At 46.3% G+C, this 22,321-nt stretch carries 23 protein-coding genes; 15 read left to right on the forward strand and 8 right to left on the reverse strand.

All coding sequences use genetic code 11. From position 1 onward, the window contains the following. Nucleotides 1-42: 42 nt before the first annotated feature. Nucleotides 43-591, reverse strand: a complete 549-nt coding sequence (locus tag HPL003_RS10805; RefSeq protein ID WP_014279671.1) for a PadR family transcriptional regulator — start codon at nucleotides 589-591, stop codon at nucleotides 43-45. 168 nt (nucleotides 592-759) lie between these two features. Between HPL003_RS10805 and HPL003_RS10810 the strand changes: the two genes are divergently transcribed. After that, a complete protein-coding gene (locus HPL003_RS10810) occupies nucleotides 760-1,251 on the forward strand; it encodes a phenolic acid decarboxylase (RefSeq protein ID WP_014279672.1) in 492 nt (163 codons plus the stop codon). A gap of 147 nt (nucleotides 1,252-1,398) precedes the next feature. On the opposite strand, the gene HPL003_RS10815 is transcribed toward HPL003_RS10810, so the two are convergent. Together HPL003_RS10815 and HPL003_RS10820 are read right to left on the reverse strand one after the other, a co-directional pair. Then, complete coding sequence (locus HPL003_RS10815; RefSeq protein WP_014279673.1) at nucleotides 1,399-2,919, reverse strand: MFS transporter; 1,521 nt, start codon at nucleotides 2,917-2,919, stop codon at nucleotides 1,399-1,401. Beyond that, nucleotides 2,916-3,110, reverse strand: a complete 195-nt coding sequence (locus HPL003_RS10820; RefSeq protein WP_014279674.1) for a hypothetical protein — start codon at nucleotides 3,108-3,110, stop codon at nucleotides 2,916-2,918. Before HPL003_RS10820 ends, HPL003_RS10815 begins: the two co-directional genes overlap by 4 nt. A gap of 173 nt (nucleotides 3,111-3,283) precedes the next feature. On the opposite strand from HPL003_RS10820, the gene HPL003_RS10825 reads away from it, so the two are divergent. Further along, nucleotides 3,284-3,751 carry an Lrp/AsnC family transcriptional regulator gene (locus HPL003_RS10825; RefSeq protein WP_014279675.1) on the forward strand — a complete coding sequence of 156 codons (468 nt, stop codon included), beginning with the start codon at nucleotides 3,284-3,286 and terminating at the stop codon, nucleotides 3,749-3,751. A 69-nt stretch (nucleotides 3,752-3,820) separates the two neighbouring features. On the opposite strand, the gene HPL003_RS10830 is transcribed toward HPL003_RS10825, so the two are convergent. Beyond that, nucleotides 3,821-4,210 (reverse strand): winged helix-turn-helix transcriptional regulator, encoded by a 390-nt coding sequence (locus tag HPL003_RS10830; protein ID WP_014279676.1) that lies wholly within the window; start codon nucleotides 4,208-4,210, stop codon nucleotides 3,821-3,823. Between the two features lie 155 nt (nucleotides 4,211-4,365). Then, nucleotides 4,366-5,709, reverse strand: coding sequence for a glycoside hydrolase family 30 protein (locus HPL003_RS10835; RefSeq protein ID WP_014279677.1), 1,344 nt, complete (start codon nucleotides 5,707-5,709; stop codon nucleotides 4,366-4,368). Between the two features lie 195 nt (nucleotides 5,710-5,904). Here HPL003_RS10835 and HPL003_RS10840 point away from each other — a divergent pair, with 195 nt between their 5' ends. The 7 genes from HPL003_RS10840 (at nucleotide 5,905) to HPL003_RS10870 (ending at nucleotide 11,626) form a co-directional block, all read left to right on the forward strand. Beyond that, nucleotides 5,905-6,585 carry a response regulator transcription factor gene (locus tag HPL003_RS10840; protein ID WP_014279678.1) on the forward strand — a complete coding sequence of 227 codons (681 nt, stop codon included), beginning with the start codon at nucleotides 5,905-5,907 and terminating at the stop codon, nucleotides 6,583-6,585. Beyond that, the gene (locus tag HPL003_RS10845; RefSeq protein ID WP_014279679.1) at nucleotides 6,582-8,351 is read left to right on the forward strand and encodes a sensor histidine kinase; all 1,770 of its coding nucleotides are present in this window, start codon (nucleotides 6,582-6,584) and stop codon (nucleotides 8,349-8,351) included. Before HPL003_RS10840 ends, HPL003_RS10845 begins: the two co-directional genes overlap by 4 nt. A gap of 26 nt (nucleotides 8,352-8,377) precedes the next feature. Continuing rightward, on the forward strand, nucleotides 8,378-8,902 hold the full coding sequence (pssA, locus tag HPL003_RS10850; RefSeq protein ID WP_043922366.1) for a CDP-diacylglycerol--serine O-phosphatidyltransferase: 525 nt from the start codon (nucleotides 8,378-8,380) through the stop codon (nucleotides 8,900-8,902). Between the two features lie 6 nt (nucleotides 8,903-8,908). Beyond that, nucleotides 8,909-9,403, forward strand: a complete 495-nt coding sequence (locus tag HPL003_RS10855) for a DedA family protein (RefSeq protein WP_014279681.1) — start codon at nucleotides 8,909-8,911, stop codon at nucleotides 9,401-9,403. Between the two features lie 86 nt (nucleotides 9,404-9,489). Beyond that, nucleotides 9,490-9,906 carry a phosphate-starvation-inducible protein PsiE gene (gene psiE / locus HPL003_RS10860; RefSeq protein ID WP_014279682.1) on the forward strand — a complete coding sequence of 139 codons (417 nt, stop codon included), beginning with the start codon at nucleotides 9,490-9,492 and terminating at the stop codon, nucleotides 9,904-9,906. 50 nt (nucleotides 9,907-9,956) lie between these two features. Further along, nucleotides 9,957-10,964: an AI-2E family transporter gene (locus tag HPL003_RS10865; RefSeq protein WP_014279683.1), complete on the forward strand. Its 1,008-nt coding sequence runs from the start codon at nucleotides 9,957-9,959 to the stop codon at nucleotides 10,962-10,964. A gap of 98 nt (nucleotides 10,965-11,062) precedes the next feature. Further along, nucleotides 11,063-11,626, forward strand: a complete 564-nt coding sequence (locus HPL003_RS10870) for an NADPH-dependent FMN reductase (protein WP_014279684.1) — start codon at nucleotides 11,063-11,065, stop codon at nucleotides 11,624-11,626. Between the two features lie 67 nt (nucleotides 11,627-11,693). Here the strand turns inward: HPL003_RS10870 and HPL003_RS10875 are convergent, their stop codons facing one another. Both HPL003_RS10875 and panB read right to left on the reverse strand, forming a co-directional pair. Continuing rightward, a complete protein-coding gene (locus HPL003_RS10875; RefSeq protein ID WP_014279685.1) occupies nucleotides 11,694-12,617 on the reverse strand; it encodes a ketopantoate reductase family protein in 924 nt (307 codons plus the stop codon). Then, nucleotides 12,617-13,489: a 3-methyl-2-oxobutanoate hydroxymethyltransferase gene (gene panB / locus HPL003_RS10880; protein WP_014279686.1), complete on the reverse strand. Its 873-nt coding sequence runs from the start codon at nucleotides 13,487-13,489 to the stop codon at nucleotides 12,617-12,619. Before panB ends, HPL003_RS10875 begins: the two co-directional genes overlap by 1 nt. A gap of 517 nt (nucleotides 13,490-14,006) precedes the next feature. Between panB and HPL003_RS10890 the strand changes: the two genes are divergently transcribed. The 3 genes from HPL003_RS10890 (at nucleotide 14,007) to HPL003_RS10900 (ending at nucleotide 16,286) form a co-directional block, all read left to right on the forward strand. Further along, nucleotides 14,007-14,378, forward strand: coding sequence for an MmcQ/YjbR family DNA-binding protein (locus HPL003_RS10890; RefSeq protein WP_014279689.1), 372 nt, complete (start codon nucleotides 14,007-14,009; stop codon nucleotides 14,376-14,378). Nucleotides 14,379-14,662: 284 nt separating this feature from the next. Next, the gene (locus tag HPL003_RS10895) at nucleotides 14,663-15,289 is read left to right on the forward strand and encodes a nitroreductase family protein (protein ID WP_014279690.1); all 627 of its coding nucleotides are present in this window, start codon (nucleotides 14,663-14,665) and stop codon (nucleotides 15,287-15,289) included. A gap of 46 nt (nucleotides 15,290-15,335) precedes the next feature. Beyond that, nucleotides 15,336-16,286: a ring-cleaving dioxygenase gene (locus tag HPL003_RS10900; RefSeq protein ID WP_014279691.1), complete on the forward strand. Its 951-nt coding sequence runs from the start codon at nucleotides 15,336-15,338 to the stop codon at nucleotides 16,284-16,286. A 350-nt stretch (nucleotides 16,287-16,636) separates the two neighbouring features. On the opposite strand, the gene HPL003_RS10905 is transcribed toward HPL003_RS10900, so the two are convergent. Then, nucleotides 16,637-19,999 (reverse strand): DEAD/DEAH box helicase, encoded by a 3,363-nt coding sequence (locus HPL003_RS10905; RefSeq protein ID WP_014279693.1) that lies wholly within the window; start codon nucleotides 19,997-19,999, stop codon nucleotides 16,637-16,639. Between the two features lie 353 nt (nucleotides 20,000-20,352). Between HPL003_RS10905 and HPL003_RS10910 the strand changes: the two genes are divergently transcribed. The 3 genes from HPL003_RS10910 (at nucleotide 20,353) to HPL003_RS10920 (ending at nucleotide 22,288) form a co-directional block, all read left to right on the forward strand. Beyond that, nucleotides 20,353-20,649, forward strand: a complete 297-nt coding sequence (locus tag HPL003_RS10910; RefSeq protein WP_014279694.1) for a hypothetical protein — start codon at nucleotides 20,353-20,355, stop codon at nucleotides 20,647-20,649. 22 nt (nucleotides 20,650-20,671) lie between these two features. Continuing rightward, nucleotides 20,672-21,949 (forward strand): Tle-like phospholipase domain-containing protein, encoded by a 1,278-nt coding sequence (locus HPL003_RS10915; RefSeq protein WP_014279695.1) that lies wholly within the window; start codon nucleotides 20,672-20,674, stop codon nucleotides 21,947-21,949. Between the two features lie 66 nt (nucleotides 21,950-22,015). Next, nucleotides 22,016-22,288 (forward strand): hypothetical protein, encoded by a 273-nt coding sequence (locus tag HPL003_RS10920; RefSeq protein WP_014279696.1) that lies wholly within the window; start codon nucleotides 22,016-22,018, stop codon nucleotides 22,286-22,288. The last annotated feature ends 33 nt before the right edge of the window (nucleotides 22,289-22,321 follow it).

Below are 22,321 nucleotides of genomic sequence, written 5' to 3' on the forward strand. Positions count from 1 at the left end.
TTGAAGGTTTTTTAATACTTCTTTTCGCTTTCTCCTAAAAGACTATTCAAACAGCGTCAGCGTTTCTTTCAGCCATGTAATATAGCTTTCCTCCCTATTAATAGCGCGACTCAGTACCAGATAATGTCCGAATTGTTCAGAGCCGGGAGATTGAAGGTTTTCGTCCAACAGCCGGAGTGAAGTCTTGCTCTCGTATAAGTACTCCAGCTTCTCTTTACGTTTGGTAATCTGGTCCTCGAACAATCGTTTGTTTTCTTCCTTCGAGATCGCTGCTGAAAAATACAGCATAAGCATAAATTCATCCTTTTCCGTTTCCGGTAAATCTTTGGGACTCAGCAGCCATTCGGTCAGCTCCCGGGTTCCCTTGGGCGTGATGCAGTACAGCTTTTTTTCCAGCTTGGCTCCTGTAATGGAGGTGCGATATTCGATTAACTCTTCTTCGGTCAGCCTTTTGAGCTCAGGATAAATCTGACTGTGCTTGGCGCTCCAAAATTGCCCGATTTCCTTCTTGAATTGGCTCGTAATATCGTAGCCGCTCATTTCCTCTTTGTGAATTAGGCCCAGAATGGCATATTTTAATGTACGTTTCAACGTAGCTCTCCTCGCAATGCGGCATTTGACATTAGTATACCACAGTGCTACAATTTATATGAAATTAAAAACATGTTTATATTTACATGTTTAAAATTCAATGCTTATTATTTTCAGCATGATGCTCAATTCATAAAAAAACTCATAATACAGAAAGAAGGATGCAGGATGGACAAGTTTATCGGCAGTCACATGATCTACACCTATGAGAATGGTTGGGAATATGAAATATATATTAAAAATGAAGATACGATCGACTACCGCATTCATAGCGGCATGGTAGGTGGACGTTGGGTACGCGACCAGAAGGTGAATCTGGTAAAGCTGGTGGAGAATGTGTACAAAGTATCGTGGACCGAACCGACAGGTACTGACGTTTCTCTGAACTTTATGCCAGAGGAAAAACGGATGCATGGCATTATTTTCTTCCCTAAATGGGTTCATGAGCATCCGGAAATCACTGTCCGCTATCAAAACGATTTTATTCCGCTGATGGAAGAATCGCGTGAAAAATACGAAACCTATCCTAAGTATGTTGTCCCTGAATTTGCAGATATTACATTCATAGAAAATGCGGGTGTGAATAACGAAAAATTGATTTCTCAAGCGCCCTACGCAGGAATGACAGACGATATTCGTGCGGGTAAGCTGCAAGCATAATCAAACATTTGCTGATAAGTGTAAAGCCTGGGTCTGTGATGAAGCAGCCTCAGGCTTTTTTGTGCTGATTGAAGAGAGGGTGGGCGTTGATCGGTGAGCGGGATTTAGAATGAATAGTAGACCAGACCATGCTCGATCCGATTGTCCTTATGCTCTCTTAGGCCCAAAAATCATAAAACTGATCGCGGCTAGAACCCAGACACCAATACCGCCGTAGAGCATTACCAAGCCAAAACCGTGCACCAGCGCTGCATGGACAACGGCTCCAGACGCATCCAGAGAGGAGAGTTCTGGCAAACCCTGCTTGAGAGATACAGTATTTCCAGAGGCTATTTTTTCGGCCAAAGATCGCAATTGCATTGCATTGAGAGTCCCGGAAAGGCCACCTTTCAAATAAGACAGAATACCTTCCTGCAAGATGAATCCCATCACAGCGATGTTGATGGCTAGACTGATCAATCTGGCACTCATATCTATACCGGAAGCCATGCCTGCACGGGCACTCGGAACAGAGCCGGTGGTTGTGTTGGTCACAGGCGTGTTGGTTAAGCCCAGTCCAATACCAGCCAACAAGGAGCCAGGTAGCATGGTCAACCAACTGGCGTGATCGCTGCCGCTGCCATATTTCATCAAAATAAAGCCTGTACCGAGGATGAACAGACCTGATGGGATGACTATGCGCGGCTGATAGCGGAGCGAAAAGCGCTCTGCCAAAGGCGGAATTACCAAGGTGGGCAGCGCATAAGCCAAGAGAGCCAGCCCTGCGGCTACGATGCCGTAACCAAGGCCACTCTGGAAATAGATCGGCAAATAAATCATGAACGGCCAGAAACTGAAGTTCATGCCGACGGAGCCAAGGAGAGCGCCGGAGAAATTACGTATCTTGAATACGGAAAAGTCAAACATCGGATGGGCGCTGAGCTTTTCCGCAAATAAAAATACAATGAAACTTATTGCCACTGCAACAAGGATGCTGATGGATGCTTTGCTGGTAAATCCGAGTTCTGGCCCTTGCGTGATAAAGTATGCAAGGCCAAAAACTGTCAACGAAAGCGTGATGATGCCGATAATATCCAGTTTTTTCACCTGCGGATCTCTGGACTCCTCTATGCCACCGAAAACAAGAATCAAAGTGAGGATGGTCAACGGAACGTGGACCAGAAAAACCCAATGCCAGTTCAACACGGCCACGATCATGCCGCCGATGATGGGTCCAAAACCGAGGCCGATACCGAACACGATCCCCCATATGGCAAAGGCTTTGCTGCGTTCTTGTCCTTCCTGAAACCGATGTGAAAGAATTGCTATCTGGCAAATCTGCATCGCACCAGCGCCCACCCCTTGAAGAAACCGGCTGATGATCAGAACCGAAGTGCTTTGCGCCAAGCCACAAACCAAGGATGTAATACCGAACAAGACGAGGCTGATAATAAAAATACGCCTCCTTCCATACCGGTCGGCCAGCGTTCCAACAGCCATCAGAACTGTGGCGCATGCAATGGTATAAGCGTTCATAATCCATTGCATATCCTTGAGATCACCATGCAATACCTTTTCCAGGGTTGGCAGTATCACTGGCACACTGGAAATTTCGAGGCCGAACATCAATGCGGACAAACATATAGCGGCCAATGCAATTATATTTTTGCGGGAGAGGGAGAGGCTCACTGAGAGTTCCCTCCAGACTTTTGCTCACGGTTTGGACATCCAGCAGAACTATAATATTGCGCCCCATTAAACGCAACTCGTACAACAGCACCAACCAGCCTTTTTTCGTCAATTGTACGATCAATAGCCCCTTCAATGCGTAACTCTAAATCTGCTGCTGTGCCTACCTTATTTACAACGTATTTGCTCAAGGGTAGCCATCCTCTCTATCTTTTCATGTTTGGTTCACCTTATCGATGTGAGTTTTATTATATAATTTAAATCATTTATTTTACATAACACAATCAATCCATTATGATAATTATACAAAGTAATTAAATGAATTTTTCGTAAAAACATTAATTTTAAAGGAGGGGCATTCAAAGTGGATCATGTAGACAAACAAATCCTCTTTTATCTTCAAAATCAGGCAAGGATTTCAATGACGGAGCTAGGAAAATGCGTGGGTTTGTCCCAACCTGCTGTAACAGAACGAGTTAAACGAATGGAAGAAAAAGGGGTTATCGAGGAGTATCGCACGATCATCTCTCCTGAAAAAATAGGAAAGGATACGGCAGCCTATATATTGTTTCGGACTAGAGATTGCCAGGGATTTCTTGATTTTGTCCATACATCTCCACATGTTGCCGAGTGCCACCGTATAAGCGGAGAACACAGTTATTTATTAAAAGTAGTGACCAGCTCGACGCGCACCCTCGAAGAGTTCAGCAACCAGTGCGATAAGTATGGAACCTACACGAGCCTGATTGTCATGTCTTCACCGATCGATCATAGACTTCTCATTCATTCTCCGGAAGAAGCAAGTGGAGCCGCTCATTCAAAAAAAGGTTAAGGATGACAAAAAGACAACCCCGGGTATCCCCAGAATTGCCTTCATCATGAAAATGTATAGTTAAGCTGATTAAACGGGCGTTACGTCCTGAATCGCTTCTTCTTCTTTCCAAATCACGTTCTCGCGATAGTTTGATCCCCAATCGTACATCGCTCTCAGTACTGGAATCAGGCTTTCACCATGCTCAGTCAGTGAGTATTCCACATGCGGAGGGACGACAGGATAGACCTTACGAAGAATGAGTTTATCCTCCTCCAGCTCGCGCAGTTGGTTGGTCAGCATTTTTTGCGTGATATGGGGGATCAGCTTTTTCAGTTCACCGAACCGCTTGGTGCCTTCCAAGCCGAGATGCCACAAAATAATCAGCTTCCATTTCCCGCCGATGACTGCGAGGGTCAATTCCTTATCACAATTAATCAGCTTCAAATCAATCCGGTCTTTTACAGTAGTGATGTTCATCGACCTCCTGTCCGTAGTTACTCCAAGTATACTATTTATGGCTACCATACGCAAAAGGGGATACATCCATTTTGGAAACTAACCATACTTTTGGATACGGAAGGACCAGACAGTGACGAGTAATGATCTGTGAGCGTTCGGGAAAGCTACGACCGTTAAGAAGGAATGACGATGGTGTTAAAAGATTCAGGCTCCAGTTCGAAATGATGCGTATCCTCTCCAGCGGACAGATTCAGCACACGTGATTCGTGGAACGGATTGGCAATGACCACTATCGTTTGTCCGTCAGCATTGCGGAAAGCAACGGCATTTCCCGTCCATGATCCACGGAGTCCAATGCGTCTCGCACCCGGCAATACAAAATGAGAAAAGTGCTTCATCACGTAATATTCCGGGTTCAGGGTACGCTTACGATCCGCCGGGTCAACGGTGATCATCGAATTTTGCTCCCATCCCCATGTGCTCTTGCCTTTCGGCTCCAAAACCATGTTCCAGTAAATATAAGCATTCACGCCATTGGTGAAGTAGTGCTGGTACAGGTTATATACATGTTTGGCGTAGTCCCAGGAATTTTCTCCGTTCCCGCATTCATTTTCGGTCTGCATGTAACGAAGCTCAGGATAGCTGGCTACGGTGCGCTGGATGGCATTTTTGCCTGCCCACTGATAGCCCACACCCTTAATATATTTGTAGGCCTCCGGGTCACTCAGCACGGTATGGGCATATTCATCGAATCCGGTGGACGTTTTCTTCATTAATTCTTCCCACGGATCAGGGGCATTAATGGTACCCAGCCAAATTTCCGTATCCAGCCCGTGTTCCTCGAAGGCAGGGCCCAAGTAGTCGCGAATAAATTCACGCAGTTGTTCTCCGGTCCATACACAGGAAGGGAATTTCTGATCGGCAATGACTTCATTTTGGACATGGACCTGATGAATCGTAATGCCTGCCTCGCGGTAAGCCTGCACAAATTTGACGAAGTATAATGCATACGCTTTCAAAATATCTTTTTCCCAGCGCAATGTGCCGTAATTGTAAGCCTTGGGCGATTTCATCCATGTCGGCGGGCTCCAGGGGGAAGCGAACAATTTCAAGTCCGGGTTAAGTCGTAACGCTTCCCGAATGAAAGGAATGAGATACTGCTGATCCCGCTCGATGGAATAATGCTTCATCTCCACGTCGCCATCCGTTTCATTGTGGCTGTACCATTCCAGCGCGTAGTCACTGGCTCCAATAGGGAGTCGGCAAATTGTGAATTTGTGCTCACCCTCCGGGTGGAAGAGAGAATGAAGCACCTGCTCCCGTTCGTCGCTCTCCAAATGGTTCAAGGCCACATAGCCCAGTTCATTAAAACAGCCACCAAAGCCTTCGACGAGCTGATGCGTTTCCCCCGTAATGGTCAGGTTGGCATGCTCTTGGGTTTTGCTAAGATGATGAGATTGGGATTGCCAAGCTTTTGCTTTGGAAGTGGAAAACCACTGAATGGTCTGAATGGTCATGTATTACCCTCCTGTGAACGCTTTTTGTATCTCTTCTTATTATAGGGTAGGATCATAGGAGATGAGATGGTCTGAGCCAAGACAAATTTGCCCTAATCCAAGCTAGATTCTGCTAATCAGAAGTGCTAAGAACACATAAAGAACACATGTCTATAGTATGCTGATGTCCTAGAATGACCGAAAGAGGGAAGTCGATTGAATAAAAGGATTCTTCTCGTGGAGGATGAAATTCGTATCCGTGAAGTCATTGCGGATTATTTTAAACAGAATAATTGGGAAGTCTATGAAGCAGACAATGGAAAAGATGCGCTAATCTGGTTTGATTCGGTGCAGCCCGACCTGGTCATACTCGATATTATGATGCCGGAGCTGGATGGTTGGGAGGTATGCCGTCAGGTTCGCAGCCGTTCCGGGGTGCCGATCATTTTGCTGACCGCCAAATCCGGTGATGATGATAAAATATTGGGCTTTGAGCTGGGAGCAGATGACTACGTTACCAAGCCTTTTAGCCCCAAGGTGCTGATTGCCCGCGCGAACGCGCTAATGAAACGGGTGGAGGGCCATGTGCTGCCTGAGTCGCATGTCCTGCGGTTCGGCACGGCCATTCTCAATACGATGGCTCATCGGCTTGAGGTAGATCAGGCGGAGGTCGAGCTGACGCCCAAGGAGTATGAGCTGCTCCGGCTGCTTATACATAACAAAGGTATGGTCATTTCACGGGATGTGATACTTAGCAGGGTGTGGGGGATCGACTTTGAAGGAGACACGCGGGTCGTGGATACGCATATCAAAAAGCTGAGAAGCAAGCTGGGCCGTGAATCACGCCATATCCGGACTGTTTTTGGTACAGGCTACAGGTTTGAGGAGGAAGAATGAACAAACGGGGAGTTACCTTTAAGTTGTTCATTATGACCGTTGTATTTTTTCTTTGTTTTTACGGCATGGTGATTTTGTGCCAATTGCTGTTTTTTGAAAATTTTTATCAGCAGCAGAAGATTGGACGCGTGGAAAGTCGTTTGCAAAGCTTCGGTCAGAGCTATGTCAGGGAAGCTTGGGGCTCGGACAGGGTTTCGCGGGAGGCAGCCCGCTTCATGTTTCAGAATAAGAATCAGTTGGCTATTGTCACGCTGGACGGCAAAGTAAAGCTGGATGACCCCTTCCACATCAATCTCAGAAAAGCAGACGGGCAGATCGTTAAAATATCGCTGTCTCTGTTTACGAGCCAATTTGGGGATGAGCTGAGGGCAGCCCGGATTCAGCCGGGCGACTCATTAACCATTGAAGGTGAAGTGTTGGAATCCGACGGCCTCTCCTCTGTCAATTTAATTTATCCGACAGGCATTCAGAAGCCTGGCTCCAAAAATATAGGAACGACATCGGAAGAGACGAGCACAGAGGGCAGTGTAAGGCTGTCCGGTACGGTGACCGAGATTGTACTGCCGGATCTGAAAACCTGGAGCCAGCGGCAAGGATTGCTGTTTAGTGCGCTGGAGGAATGGTTTCCTTTGTCGCAGACCCATTTGGAGAAGCTCAAAAATTTTGAAGTGCTGGAGGAAGAGTGGACGGAGCCTTGGACGGGTGTGCGTAATGCGGTCATTGTACATCCTGTACGACAAAGCACCGGAGAGATCGACCTGCTGTTCACAGTGACATCGTTGCAGGAAATCAGCGAGACGAATGAGGCTCTGCGCTGGTTCTATCTGTACCTGGGCATCGGAGGTTTTGCGCTGATTCTTATTTTGTCCTTGTTCTATTCTCGAATGGTGACCCGTCCGCTCATTGCCTTGAACAATACTGCCAAACGGATGGCTAAGCTCGATTTTACAGCCCATACACCGATCCGGCAAAATGACGAGCTGGGCAGCCTGTCCTATAGCATGTATACCCTGTCCCAGAACCTGGACACCGCTCTGCGCGAGCTTCAGGAAGCCAACCAGCAATTGGTTGAGGACATGGAGCAGAAGCAGAGGATGGAAGCTGTACAGCAGGACTTCTTTGCCAACGCCTCTCATGAGCTGAAGACCCCGCTTAGTATCGTTAAAGGCTTTGCAGAAGGGCTACAGGATGGCGTTAGCGCCGGGAAGCAGGACCACTATATCAAGGTGATTGTGGAGGAAGCGGACAAAATGGAGCGGCTGGTCAAGGATATGCTGGATCTCGCCAAGCTGGAATCCGGCACCCTCAAGCTTCGCAAAACGACCTTTATACTGAGCGAGCTGGTGGAGGAAGTCGTCGATAAGCTGTTCCATCTGCTAAAGGAAAAGCATCTGGAAGCGGTCATTATCCCTGCTAATGAGCTGCCGATTCACGCCGATGCCGGTTGGCTGGAGCAGGTGATTTTCAACTTCGTCTTGAATGCCATAAGGCATGCCGAGGAAGGAAGTTCGATTACGATCCGTATCGAAGGCTCCGGGGAAATCAATACCTTTTCCATTGAAAATAAAGGGGATACGATTCCCGACGATCAACTGGAGCAAATTTGGGAACGGTTTTACCGAGCCGAGCTTTCACGCAGCCGTCAGACAGGGGGAACGGGACTGGGACTGTCGATCGTCAAACGGATTTTGGATTTGCACGATTTTCGCTATATGGCGGAGAATACCAAGGATGGCGTTCGTTTTATCGTCATATTCGGAGGTTAAAAGCTATGGCAAAGGAGTCAAGCAGTATGAAATGGAATTGGTTGCCCTCACTATGCACGATTGCAAACCTGGGGGCAGGGGTACTATCCCTGTTTTACACCATTCATGAACAATATACGACCGCTTTTATTCTGATTATGGTGGCTGCTTTGTGGGATGTGCTAGACGGTTTGCTGGCAAGGCTGCTGCATTGCTCCAGTGATTTTGGCAAGCAGCTCGACTCCCTGGCGGATGTGGTCTCATTTGGGGTTGCCCCTGCTTTCCTGACCTTGTTCTACCAACTGGGAGGTACGCATTGGATGGGGCCGCTTGTGGCTGTTTTGTTTGTGATATGCGGTGCGGTAAGGCTGGCAAGATTCAACTTGATGGCTTTTAGTACAGGCTTCGTAGGCATGCCCATTACGGCTGCGGGTGTTATTTTGTCCTTTATGTTTTTATGGAGTGAGCATTTGCGACCCGAATTATTGCTTGGGCTCATGGTAGTGCTATCTTTCCTGATGGTTAGCCGTATTCCGTTCCCGTCCTTCAAAAAAAAACCGATCAGGAGGTAGCCCCCTATGGAATGGGCCATAAGCATGATTACACAATACGGGTACATTGCTATTTTTGCACTTCTTGCTCTCGGGATTATCGGTCTTCCGGTTCCTGATGAAATTATTATGGTCTTTGTCGGCTATTTGTCCTCCATCATGGTACTGAATTATTCAATGTCAGTGCTGGTCAGCTTTATGGGGGCCATGACAGGCATGATGATCAGCTATACGCTGGGCAAAAAGCTCGGGCAGCCTTTGGTGGATAAGCACGGCAAGTGGGTTGGGCTGACACCGAAACGGTTTGCAAAGGTGAAGGGGTGGTTTGCACGCTTTGGGCTGTGGACCATTCTGGTCGGTTATTTCATTCCGGGAGTCAGGCATGCGACAAGCTACTTGTCTGGAATTAGCGCAATGCCTGTTCGAAAATATATGCTGGTGGCAAGCGCAGGTTCTCTCGTATGGACCCTTATTTTTATCTCGATTGGTTATGTTACCGGAGTGAATATACACTTTCAATAAAGTTACACCAAAAGTAATGTAGCATTTTTCACGTATTCCGCCGATAATATAATAAAGAAACTGTACAACCAGTGAGGGGATCTGTAGTGAACGCTCTTATGAAGCATATTGAAAAATTACCTAGTTTTCTGCAAATGATCCTGAATATCTCGTTGTTTCTGGTCGGACTGATTTTAAGCTTCTTGCTGCTGAAAGAAACATGGTCCATTTTCTCCTATGTTTTCTTGTCTACAGAGTCGGATAAGAATTACTACGAGTTCACGGAAGAGCTGCTTGTATTCTTTTTGTATTTTGAGTTCATCGCATTAATTGTTAAGTACTTTAAAACCAATTTCCATTTTCCTTTACGGTATTTCATCTATATCGGCATTACGGCTGTCATCAGGCTCATTATTGTAGATCACGATGATGCCAAGAATACATTTTGGTGGTCCATTGCCATCCTGGCCATGGTAGGTTCTCTATTGATCGCTAACAGTAAATTGTTAAAAAGAGAAAGCTGATAGCAGATTACAAGGTTGACAGTCAAGAAGGAGAGAGGGAATAAAGACGAATGGTAAGAAATTGGATGAATCATGCGGGCGTTAGGCGGATAGCCGTCCTTGCGATAATCATTTTGCTATTGTTCATGTTGAGAAGCATGATGAACATTATTTTGTTAACGTTGCTGCTTACGATCCTGATTGGCAGCATATATAACGGAGTGAACAAGCTGATCAAGCGGTTCGCCAATGTACCGCCATTAATTGTGCTGCTGCTGGTCTACGGGCTGCTGATCCTGATTATCGTGTGGGGAGTATACCGCATGGTGCCGCTAATCAGCATTCAGGTCAAGCAGGTGTATTTCATGATTCATCAGGCGTATATGTATCCTGACCGGAATCAATGGAACGAAACGATCATTCAATTTATGGATACCCTGAATGTTCAGCGGCTATTTGAGCCTGGCTGGAATGCAGTCATGAAAATCAGCCAACTGGGCACACAACTGCTGGTGTCGATTATTCTGAGCTTGTTTTTCCTGATGGAAAAATCCTATATTACACGCTTTACAGCTACGTTTGTCGATAGCAAGCTGGGCTGGTTTTTCAAGGAAGTGGGTCATTTTGGCCGCATGTTTCTGGACACATTCGGAAAGGTGCTGGAAGCCCAACTACTGATTTCACTCATTAACTGTATATTGACCACGACCGCTCTGTGGATTATGGGTTTTCCTAATTTGCTCGGCCTTGCGCTCATCATATTCTTGTTGGGATTAGTCCCGGTGGCGGGTGTATTCATCTCCCTGATACCGCTCGGTCTGATTGCTTTTAGCGTCGGGGGAATCAATTATGTGATTTATCTGGTTATTCTGATCGTGGTTATTCATGCGATTGAAGCCTATTTCCTGAATCCGAAGCTGATGTCATCCAAAACCAATTTGCCGATCTTTTTTACCTTTGTCGTATTGATTTTTTCCGAGCATTTGATTGGAATCTGGGGCTTGATTGTAGGGATTCCACTGTTTGTTTTCTTCCTTGATCTGATCGGGGTACAGCGCAAGCAAGAGAAGGATACCTGATTTGACGAATGCCTGTGAAGCTGCAGGCATTTTTTAATTCCGGGTTATCTGTAGTACACTGAGTATAAAAGAGGTTGTCAGTTAAATAAGGAAACGAGATGATATGGGTGGATCAGAAAGTCAAGGTACTGGCTATATCGGGGAGCCTTCGTCAAAAGTCCTCCAATACAGCCTTATTAAAGGCTACCATTGGGTTAGCGTCAGAGAATATGATATTTACGATGTATAACGGATTGGGTGAGCTTCCGCATTTTAACCCGGACCTGGATATAGATGAGGGACCTGCTTCCGTCAATGAGCTGCGGGAACAACTGAAAGAAGCGGATGGGGTATTGATCTGTACGCCGGAATATGGGAATGGTGTTCCGGGTGCTCTGAAAAATGCATTGGATTGGATCGTATCCTCAGGTGAATTTGTAAATAAACCTACAGCAGTTATTAGCGCGTCACCCTCTCCTATGGGTGGGAATCTGGCCCATGCCTCTCTGTTACTCACACTGCAAATGATCAATGCCGAGATTGTGGAAAATGGAAAGGTCATTATTCCGCATATCACATTGAAGCTAAATCAGGAGGGTGAGATTACAAACCTTGAAACGAGGCAGGAGCTACAAGCATTACTTCAAGGGCTTGAGCAAGCTTGTTCGAGACAGACAGTATAGAGTAAAACAAAAGCAGATCCTTCATGAACACATCATGGAAGGATCTGCTTTTTAGCTTAATCAAATGTTAGATAGTATCCAATAAGCTCTCATATACCTTTAATCGGGCATATACCGTTTCAAGTATTGGATATGCATCATGACTGCCAGCAGCCAATGCAAGAAGTGAACCATGCAGGTGACTCGCTTCAATCGGAAGCTTTTTAAGCATATCACGTTGCATGGATGACATCATCTCTGGTCGTAAGGAATCCATCGTTTTCAGTGTATGAGCTTCCAACTCTGAATCAATCGGCATCCCTGCGTTGCGAGCAAGTGTGACCATCTCATGCAGCAGCTTTTCGTATATAGCGCGTGACTCTGCCGTGGCAAGTATAGTCCCGACAGAGGCATCCATTAGTGTTGTGATTCCGCTCAAGCTGGCAACAAATATATATTTCTGCCAAACTTCACGCTGGATATCCTGACTTTGTGTGACTGTGAAGCCTGCATGATCAAGATGATTCAGCAGTATTTGTGTACGCTCTGATTGCCCACCGTTCCATTCACCGAAGACGATACGGTGGAATGGACTTGTCTGAACGACAGAACCATCATGATCTAGCGTAGTTTCGATATAACAAAGACCTCCCAGCACTTTTTCCGGACCGAACTGCTTGCGTAAAGAGTCAAAATGTTCGTAACCATTAAGTAACGGAAGAATCATAGTATGTTCACCGATATAGGGCTCAAGATCGAATTGCAATTGGGGCAAATGATACGCTTTGACCGCAACGATAATGCAGTCGAACGGCTCGACGGCTTCACCATTTGTAATAGCACGGATTGGCGTGTGAAAATTCCCATGAACACTTTTAACAATCAGACCTTTTTCTTTCAACCTAGGCTTTTTGGAAGGACGTACGAAAAAGGTTACGTCTTCTCCTTTTTGAATAAGACGTCCACCGAAGTAGCCTCCAATAGCCCCTGCACCTACAATCAAAAGTCGCATCATAGGGTCCCTGCCTTTACTTTTGCATTCCCGTACAGTCGTTCTACTACGTTCTCATCTGCCTTAAAAACATGCTCTTCGCCCGGAAAAGAACGATCCTTCACGTCTTTGACATATTGCCCGATGCTGTCACAGATCAGAGTACCTATATCCGAATATGTTTTTACGAACTTTTTCTCCCGGTAAGGAGAGGAGTATTGCAGCATGTCATGGTAGACCAAAACTTGGCCATCACAGTATCTCCCGGCACCGATGCCAATAACCGGAATAGATAGCTCCCTGGTAATGGTCTCCGCTACTTCCTCTGTCACCAGCTCCAGCACGATGGCAAAAGCCCCCGCTTGCTCCAGTGCCCGTGCATCATTCAGAAGACGCTCAGCGCCCTGCGAGTTTTTACCTTGGATGAAGTATCCGCCGATCTGATGCACAGACTGTGGTGTAAGTCCGATATGTCCCAGTAGTGGGACGCCGGATTGAACAATTCGCTTCACGGTGTCGCAAATCTCCATCCCCCCCTCCAGTTTCACAGCATGGGCATGTCCTTCTTGCATGAGTCTGCGCACATGCATAAGAGCTTCCTCGCTACTCCCGTGGTACGTCATAAATGGCATATCCGCGACAATAAAGGTATGTCCTGCTCCACGCGCGACCGACCTTGTATGATAGACCATATCTTCCATAGTGACAGGCAGTGTGGAGTTATAATTAGACAGCACATTACCTGCGGAGTCACCGACAAGAATGATATCTATACCAGCTTCCTCGGCCAAACGAGCAGACGGATAATCATACGCCGTAATCATGCTTATAGGTAAACCTTCTCGTTTCATTTTCTTCAATTGCAAAATATTAAGCGCTTTTGGGGTTGCCATGGTTACATTCAATCCTTTCCCTACCTTTGTTTTAGATCACAAAAAAACCTTTCAGCACATGGCCGAAAAGGTCCGAAAGGCAAAAAAAGAGTCAATTTGCGACCGTTCTTTTGTCTCGGTCCTTGCGGATCAGAGCAAAATCCAACGAGTTCACCTCCATAGGCTCACACATCTACATATTGAATTACACTAAACTAGAGTACCGTTCGAAGTTATCGATACAGCCTCTCACGGAAGTATATCAAAAATATAGGGTTCTTGCATAACTTTCGGCAGCCTATGCTCAAGGTGACCACGGAGTCCTTTTTGCTAATTACCGCGAACATACCGGGGACAAAATCGGCAGACAACGCTGCCTGCTCATAAGGCGCTTGTGTCTTTTGCTGGTGCAGAATGAGCATACCTTGGTGCAGCATGGTCCCGGTGTATTTGGAGAGTGCGGAGGTGATATAATAAGGATCAAATACGACTTTCATAAGATTCATAGGATGATGAATGAGCAGGGGAGAGAAGGCTGATGTATGAGAAGATTGCGGCATATGGTCTAAGCAAAAAAGAAGCGATAGAGGATTACCCTTTTGGTCCCGAGCCACTGGCGCTGAAGGTGGGAGGCAAAGTATTTGCTCTCCTGAGGCAAGCGAACGGTATTTGCCAAGTATCTCTGAAATGTGATCCGGTTATTGCGGAAAACCTGCGTGAGCAAAACGAGGCGATTAAGCCGGGATATCATTTAAATAAAAAGCATTGGAACACGGTAACGGTCGATTCTACTTTCCCGCTGGAGGAGTTGTACAGCATGATCGACCATTCGTACGAGCTGGTTTTCAAAAGCTTGACCAAAGCGCAACGTGAAGCCATTACGATGAGAATACGGGCAACCCAAAGTTAATTATGATATGGGGGATTTCATCCACGGTATAAATACCATTCCAAAAGCCACGGACATTCTCCAAGAGTCATATCGTGGGGATATTTTCGAATGGGCTTGCCGCCTTGGAGTATGAAGAGCTCTCTCGCTTTTAACTCCAGTCCTCGTCGAATTTTGAGATAGTCCGTGGATCAATTAAACACATACTTCTTACTAAGATTTTTACTTGACAGAAAACACATAAAGATATATTCTTAATTTAAAGATAACTCATTTAAAAATAATATCAAGGAGTGGAACTGAACATGGGCGAATTGGTGAATATTATTCAAGAGAGAAGATCAGCTTCTAAATACATTCCTGATGTAACAATAGATCCAAAAGAACTGGAAGAGATATTTCAACTGGTAAAGTTTGCTCCATCGGCTTTTAATTTACAGCATGCTCATTATATCGTGGTACAGGATGCGGATACGAAACAAAGGCTGCATGACGAGGCAAGTAAACAGTATAAAATATTAACGGCTTCGGCAACCATTGTGGTATTGGGAGATACAGAGGCTTATACCAAAGTAGCTGAATATAATGAAGGTTTTCTCAACCTGGGCGTCCTGAGCAAACAGGAATATGACAGCACGGTGGAATCGGTAACCCAGTTCTATCGCGAGCGAGGACCTGTCTTCCAAAGAGAAGAAGCGATCCGCAATGCCAGCCTGTCTGCCATGCAATTCATGTTGATTGCCAAGGACAAAGGCTGGGACACTTGCCCGATGATCGGTTTTGACCCCGAGAAGGTGCAGGAAGTATTGAATATTCCCCAAAAATTCGTGCCAGTGATGATGATTACCTTGGGTAAAGAAGATGTATCTGGTCAACGGCCACGCGGATACCGTAAGCCAGTTGGACAATTTGTCAGCTACAACGGATTTTGAAATGTATAAATAAAATCAGATTAGATGAAGAAAAGGAGTGACTGAAATGTCATTGAAGACCGCAGGAATTCATCATATCACGTCCTTTGCAGCAGATCCGCAGGGCAATGTTGATTTTTACACAGGCGTGCTTGGATTGAGATTAATTAAAAAGACGATTAATTTTGATGCTCCTGAAGTATATCATTTGTATTTTGGTAACGAAAAAGGCAGCCCGGGAACGATCATTACCTTTTTTCCGGCTCCGGGTACACGCAAGGGTAAGCTCGGGGGCGGGCAGGTAGGAATTACAACGTATGTAGTGCCGCCGGGTACTCTGGATTATTGGGAAAATCGCTTGCACAGCTTGAAGGTATCCTTCACGAAATCAGCTCGTTTTGGCGAATCATTTATTCAGTTTCAGGATAATGAAGGCTTGCGTCTGGAGTTGGTGGAACGGGAAGAAGGCCCAGCCAACACGTGGACAGCAGGGGGTGTGCCTACGGATAAAGCGATCAAAGGCTTCGGCGGCGCAGTGCTGTTCAGTGCTAATTCCAAGCATACGCAAGGCGTGCTGGAGAACATTCTGGGAATGACCCCCATCGGGGAAGATGCAGATGCAGGCTACATTCGCTATCAGGCGACTGGCGATTTGGGCAATCTGATCGACATTCCGGTCAAAGATGTACCATGGGGCAACGGTGGTGCGGGTACGGTTCACCATATTGCCTGGCGGGCGCAGGACGATGCGGAACATCAGGTGTGGAACGAAACGGTTCGCCAGCATGGCTTTGGGACGAGCGGTATTGTGGATCGTCAATACTTCAATGCAGTATACTTCCGCGAGCAAGGTGGTATTTTGTTCGAGATTGCGACCGATCCGCCCGGCTTTACCGTGGATGAGGAGCTGAACGAATTGGGGCACAAGCTGATGCTGCCAGAGTGGTATGAGCCGCAGCGTTCCCTGATTGAGTCTAATCTGGTTCCCATTGAAGTTAGAGTATTGAAGCAGGACTAATCATGATGGATCAGGACATATAAGGATAAGTAATAAAAGGTCCAATTGCGGGGTGTTTCTACCGCAATTTGGACCTTTTCGCTTTTGGATTTTTCCAGTAACATCTTGTCTTATGATATCCGTATGGGGTTATCCCTCAATGTAGGTTTTGTTCAGTCGCACTAACAGTTCCCCGAAGTATTAGGAATATTATAAAAAATAAAGCGTGGAAGAGCTGTATGGGTAATCGTCAGCTTTTCCACACTTTATTGTAAGGTGTAGTGTAATCTGATGCATGAAGCAGCAGTAAAAATTCAGTTTGCCAGCTTTCAGGCTTATTTTAGAATCAGATTCATGGTGGTTAAACCTGCCTAGATCATTAACAGTTCACGAATCTCCAGCTCGGTCAGTGCCGAAAGGGTTTCTTGTCCCGGTTGGATGACCTGGTCGATGAGATTTTTCTTTTTTTGCTGTAATTCATACATTTTGTCCTCTACCGTACCTTGCGTGACGAGACGAATCACCTGCACGACTTTTTTCTGGCCCATCCGGTGGGCGCGATTGGCAGCCTGTTCCTCTACAGCGGGATTCCACCACAGATCATACAAAATGACGGTATCTGCTCCGGTGAGATTCAGGCCGGTTCCTCCTGCTTTCAGAGAAATCAGGAATAGATCGCGTTCTCCTTCATTAAAACGGCTGCACAGCTCCACACGTTCCGAACCGGGAGTCTGCCCATCCAGGTAAAAGTAGGGCACTCCTTCCTGAGCAAGCTCCCGTCCGATCATTTGAAGCATCGTCGTGAATTGTGAAAAAATGAGCATCCGCTTGCCCGAACTAAGGCATTCCGTAACGATCTCAAGCAACTGCTCAAACTTGGCTGAGCTTCCGGTGTAGCCCTCGACGAACAAGCCTGGATGACAACAGAGCTGGCGAAGCCGGGTCAGACCCGCAAGGATCTTGATCCTGTTTTTCTGGAAACCTTCCTCATTCAGATGCTTTAATGTCTCATGCTGGAGCTTGGCCAGATAGGCCGTATACAGCTTCTTCTGATCCGGCAGGAGCCGCGACACCTGAACGGATTCGATTTTTTCCGGCAGCTCCTTCAGGACGTCACTCTTGAGGCGGCGCAGTAGAAACGGTCGTACCCGCTTGGCGATCACATTCCGGGTGAGATTGTGAAATGCCCTTTTTCCGCCGGGAAATAGCTCGGGAAATACAACATCGAAGATGGACCATAGCTCTTCCAGTGTATTTTCCACCGGTGTTCCAGTAAGAGCAAAACGGTAACGGGCTTTTACATCCTTCACAGCCTGTGCCGTTTGGGTGGCATGGTTCTTGAATGCTTGCGCCTCGTCCAGAATCAGCGTGTGGAACGATAGCTTGCCGTACAAGTCCGTATCCCGACGCAGCAGAGGATAGGAGGTGATGATGACATCATACCGCGCTGCGTCCCTAATGATTCGACTACGCTCATCCGCATTGCCGTCTGCAATAGCGACGCGGATATGGGGGGCAAACTTCTCCAGCTCATTCCGCCAATTGTACACTAGTGACGCAGGGGCCACGATCATGGCTGGCAGCTGCTGACTGCGGATTTCCGGCAGCACAGAGACGAGGAAGGCGATACTTTGTAACGTTTTGCCCAGTCCCATATCATCTGCCAAAATGCCCCCAAAACGGTAATGCGCCAGCGTCTTGAGCCATTGAAAGCCGTAAACCTGATAATCCCTCAGGATCGGAGCGAGTGTATCGGGTACTGGAAAATCGAGATGATCGGGATTACGTATATTCTCCAGCAGTTGGCGAAACGTTTTGCCTAGCGTCAGATTCTTCCCTTGATCGTGGGGATCTATTAAATACAGTCCTTGCGTAACGGGTATGCGAATTTGTGCGGCATCCAGGTCGCTTTTACGAATCCCCGTTTCGTTCATGAACCGGATCAGTTCCTTGTATTCCTCTGTTTCCAGCGGCAGCAAAGCGCCATTCGGCAAGCGGTGATATCTTCGCTTTTCCTCCAATGATTTTAGCAGCTGGCGGATTTCGGATTCTGGAATGCCTTCAATATCAAATTTAAATTCAAGCCAATCGGTGCGTTCGTCCAGCTCTACTCGTACCTTCGGGGTAGGCAGAGTGTTGTTTATTTTCGATTTAACAGCACCTGTGGCATACACCTCTACCAGCTTTTCCAGCTGTGGCACGGTATGATACAGAAAATCATATTCCGCATCCTCATCTTCCATAAAATATCCACTGTCTGTCTTGGCGAAGGAGCTATGCTCCATCAGATCCAAAATCTGCTGTTCCTGTTCCCCGTCCCGTATCAGAATACGGTCGTTGTCAGGCTTCCGCTCGTCGGTTTCCAGTGGGTTCACGATGATCTCCCCGTATTGGAACTCCAGTCCAGCCAACAGCTTGTCTCTTACCCGATCCAGATATAGTTTCGCCTTCAATGGCTGCTGTGTAACCCGATCAGAGACGGAGCGGGTCATATGGACACGTCCAAGCTTCATCAACCCGGGAACAACCTTGTCCATAAAGGACTCCATCTGTTCCGCTGCAATCTGAATCTTCCGCTTGTGATGGACTTCGACCATCCGTTTTAGCTCGGACAGACGTTGCAGCGGATCATTCTTTTGCTTTACGAGCTTGCCATCGACAATGACGATGCCGTAACCCTCCATAATGGTTAGATCATCCAGCCCTTGAATGCTTAGCTGATAGCCTTCGGTGTCATCCTCGGCCTTATCGAATTCGAATTGCAGCGGTAGCATGTTGTCCGACTGAGGAATACCCTCGGTTGTGTTTCCGTGAATTTCAAATTGGACTCCCTGTGCTGCTGCCAGCAAGGGGAATAGCTTTTCCCAAGCCGCAGGTGGAATGAGCAACATCCGTTCTCCACTCATATGGCTGCCAGAGGACGAATACGTACCCGAGGTCTCCCGAATCATTCGTTCATTGCGGCGAACCTGAACCAACTGTTGAAGAATGGCGTCATGTTCGAGCCGGAATCGGTACAACTGAGGCTCATATGAAAAGTTCCTTGTAAACATGTAGCTGTCACCACGATCAATACTGTCGAGAAACGGACGGATTTTCTGGACGATATACAATCGTTTGGGCCCGGCTTTCATCTCTATACCAAACATGTATTTCTGGTAACCGTAGGCAAAAGGACGGATCACAAATTGAAAATCCAGAACAGCGCGGGTATCCAGCAGGGTAGGGGTGCTGCGAAGTGGCTTCTTGCTGCTGAACAACTTTAACATACTGTCGGTCAGCTGGAGGTCACTCTGCGTGATGCCGGAGAATCGTGCAGTCCGAGCGTAATCATTCTGAGCAGCGGTAGCAGTATAGATTCCGTCTGCTTCAGTTCCTTCTACTGAGCCCGGAGTCATGTCCGAATGGAGTTTGGAAGCATAAGAACGCACAGACAGACTTTTTCCGCTCAGCATTTCATGGACGTGAATAAGAACAGCGGCAATATGCTTACAATACCGTCCAGTGGTCTGAAATGTACTACAGGTGCATTCCGCACGGATACTGCCATTTGGGCGGATCATAGCGGCAACGGCATAGAAGCGACTTCCTTTGATCGTAGCCTCATACACACCATCATCATGATCTATTTGCGTGAAGGCCACTCTTTTGGCCCGATAATAGGTGTCCCCGTCGTCATAAGCGGCTTGACTGCATAGCTGTCTAATGACCCGCCGGGTAAGTTCAAAGCTCATGGTTCGCAATCCTCTCCTGAGTCATTCCGTTTTCTTATATGATAACAGAACAGGCGTGATCGTGGACACATGCGGATGGTTATTGAAAAATATGGATTGTTTAATTAGTTAAATGAAACTAATCAACTAGAAATGGGCGCTATTTGGAATATTTTGATACCGAAGACTTAATGCTATCTTATGTCTAAAGGCGTATTGTTTGTCCTCTAAAATAAAAGGTACAATTATAAAAGGGATTTTGTGGATATAAGATATGATGCTTATGAAAAGGGGTGCTGATAATCAGTCACCGAAATGTAAAAGGAATGATGGTATTGATAACCCTTATTTTAATACTGGGAGGATGCCAAAAAGTGAATAAGGACGAAGATGCTGAACTGATTAGTAAAGCGAAGACTACGGCTGTCCAATATTTAAAGGAGAAATACAAACTAGACGTTGAAATCACATATGCTAAAAAAATGCCAACCTATGTAAACAGTAAAATTGATCTAAGGGGTCATGTTATTGGTCATGAAAAACAAGAGTTTTCCATTTCTGTAGATTATACTACTCAAAAAGCCTCTGGTCTTGGTATAAATCCTGAGTTAGAAAAAGTTCTTATCCAAAATGGGACTTATCCCAATACTCAAAATCATTTAGACAAGTAATAGATAGCTGGAGGTAATTACTATGGGTGACTCATCTCAAGTTAATGATGAAACTTATAAAATAATGTCAGAGGAAGCATATGGAAAATGGAAACCTGGTGAAAAGCCAGTAGAAAAACTTCCCGGCTGGAAAGTGTTAGACACGCTCGACCGTGAAGACTCAGGATTAGCGGCCACTACATTTTACAACGAAGAAACGAAACAGGCCGTTATTGCTTATCGTGGGACGGAAACAGATGATCCACAGGATTTGTATAACGATGCGACCCTCGCACTTCCTGAAATCAATCGGAAAATTAAAGATAGTTTAAATATTCATTCCGATGCCTACAACGAGAAGATGAAAGAAATGGATGATGCTTTAGGATTTACGGCACTGAATAACTGGATTAGTGAAAAAGAAAAGAGCGTAGACAAGGCTTTGTTTGGTAGCTCAAATCAGTTCTATCAAGCCGAAGACTATGCTAAGGATTTACAGAAGAAGTACAAAGACTATAATTTCTCGTTAACAGGACATTCGTTAGGGGGAGGAAATGCCCAGTATGTATCGGCTTATACGGGCTTGACCGCTGTTACGTTTAGCGCTCCTTCTGTCATTTCCAGTCTAACAACGGAATATCGGCACAAGGCCGAAAATGGTGAGTTTGACCATCAAATCACGAACTTTTTGCATCCGGGTGATATCATTGCCAGTGGTGCCTTTGGAGGTTACGATCTTCACGTTGGATCAGCTTACTATGTGGATTCTAATTATGAAGCAGCGAATAACGGAGTGGGTGTTAAAGAGAAAATTGACAACACGTTAAGCGGACCTGCTTATCACAAACTCGAACATTATGATTTTGAGAATGGCTATATATCTAATCCGCTGTACGATCCTGTAACGGGCGAACGAATCACGGAATCTCCGCGTATTCCATCCGATTTCAACCTGATGGCGACGGTGGACGGCTGGCTGCATCAATTGGGGCAGACCCTCACTCAATTTCAGAAAAATGCGCTCATAACGGCAGCTACCTCTGCCTCTGCGGGTACGATTCAGGTTATGCCAGAGCATTTACTCGCTGTAGCCGAAAAATGGAAGGCAAACGCGCAACAATGTGATGCAGATTTCCAGCGTGTCAGAGCAAGGCTTTCACGTTATTTGCACAGTAGTCAGAGCCGACGACTACAGCCGATTGTAGCACAGCTCGATTCCTCCATGACCGAATTCAGCCAGTGGCATTTGCAGACTACCAATGAATTTCTTTATTACCTCGAATACAAAGTAGAGCAGTTTATTCAGGCTGATATCAGCTAATAACAATGCATTAACAATATGAAGGGATGGATAACGTCATTCAATACAGAGGAGGCGGACAGTGATTTGAACGGACAAATACGGGTCGAACTGGAAGAGTTATTGCTTGCGGAAAAGGAGCTGACATGGCTGCTCGCTCAGCTTCGCACAGATGAACAAGCGGCGCGCGTGTTGTATGGTCGTCTGCATGAATGGAGAGGGCATTCAGCTCATGTGATCAGGGACCAGATCGAAGCCTTTTTTGCCGGGTTAGCGAACAGGATTCATGTCTTGGAGCAGCAAAAGGCAGAGCTAATTCAGTACGTTGAATTGATGAAGCGAACAGACGCTGTACATTAATTGAAGCAAGGAAGTTTTTACAAGCTGTACATA

Source organism: Paenibacillus terrae HPL-003, assembly GCF_000235585.1.
In the GTDB taxonomy this organism is placed as follows: Bacteria; Bacillota; Bacilli; order Paenibacillales; family Paenibacillaceae; genus Paenibacillus; species Paenibacillus terrae_B.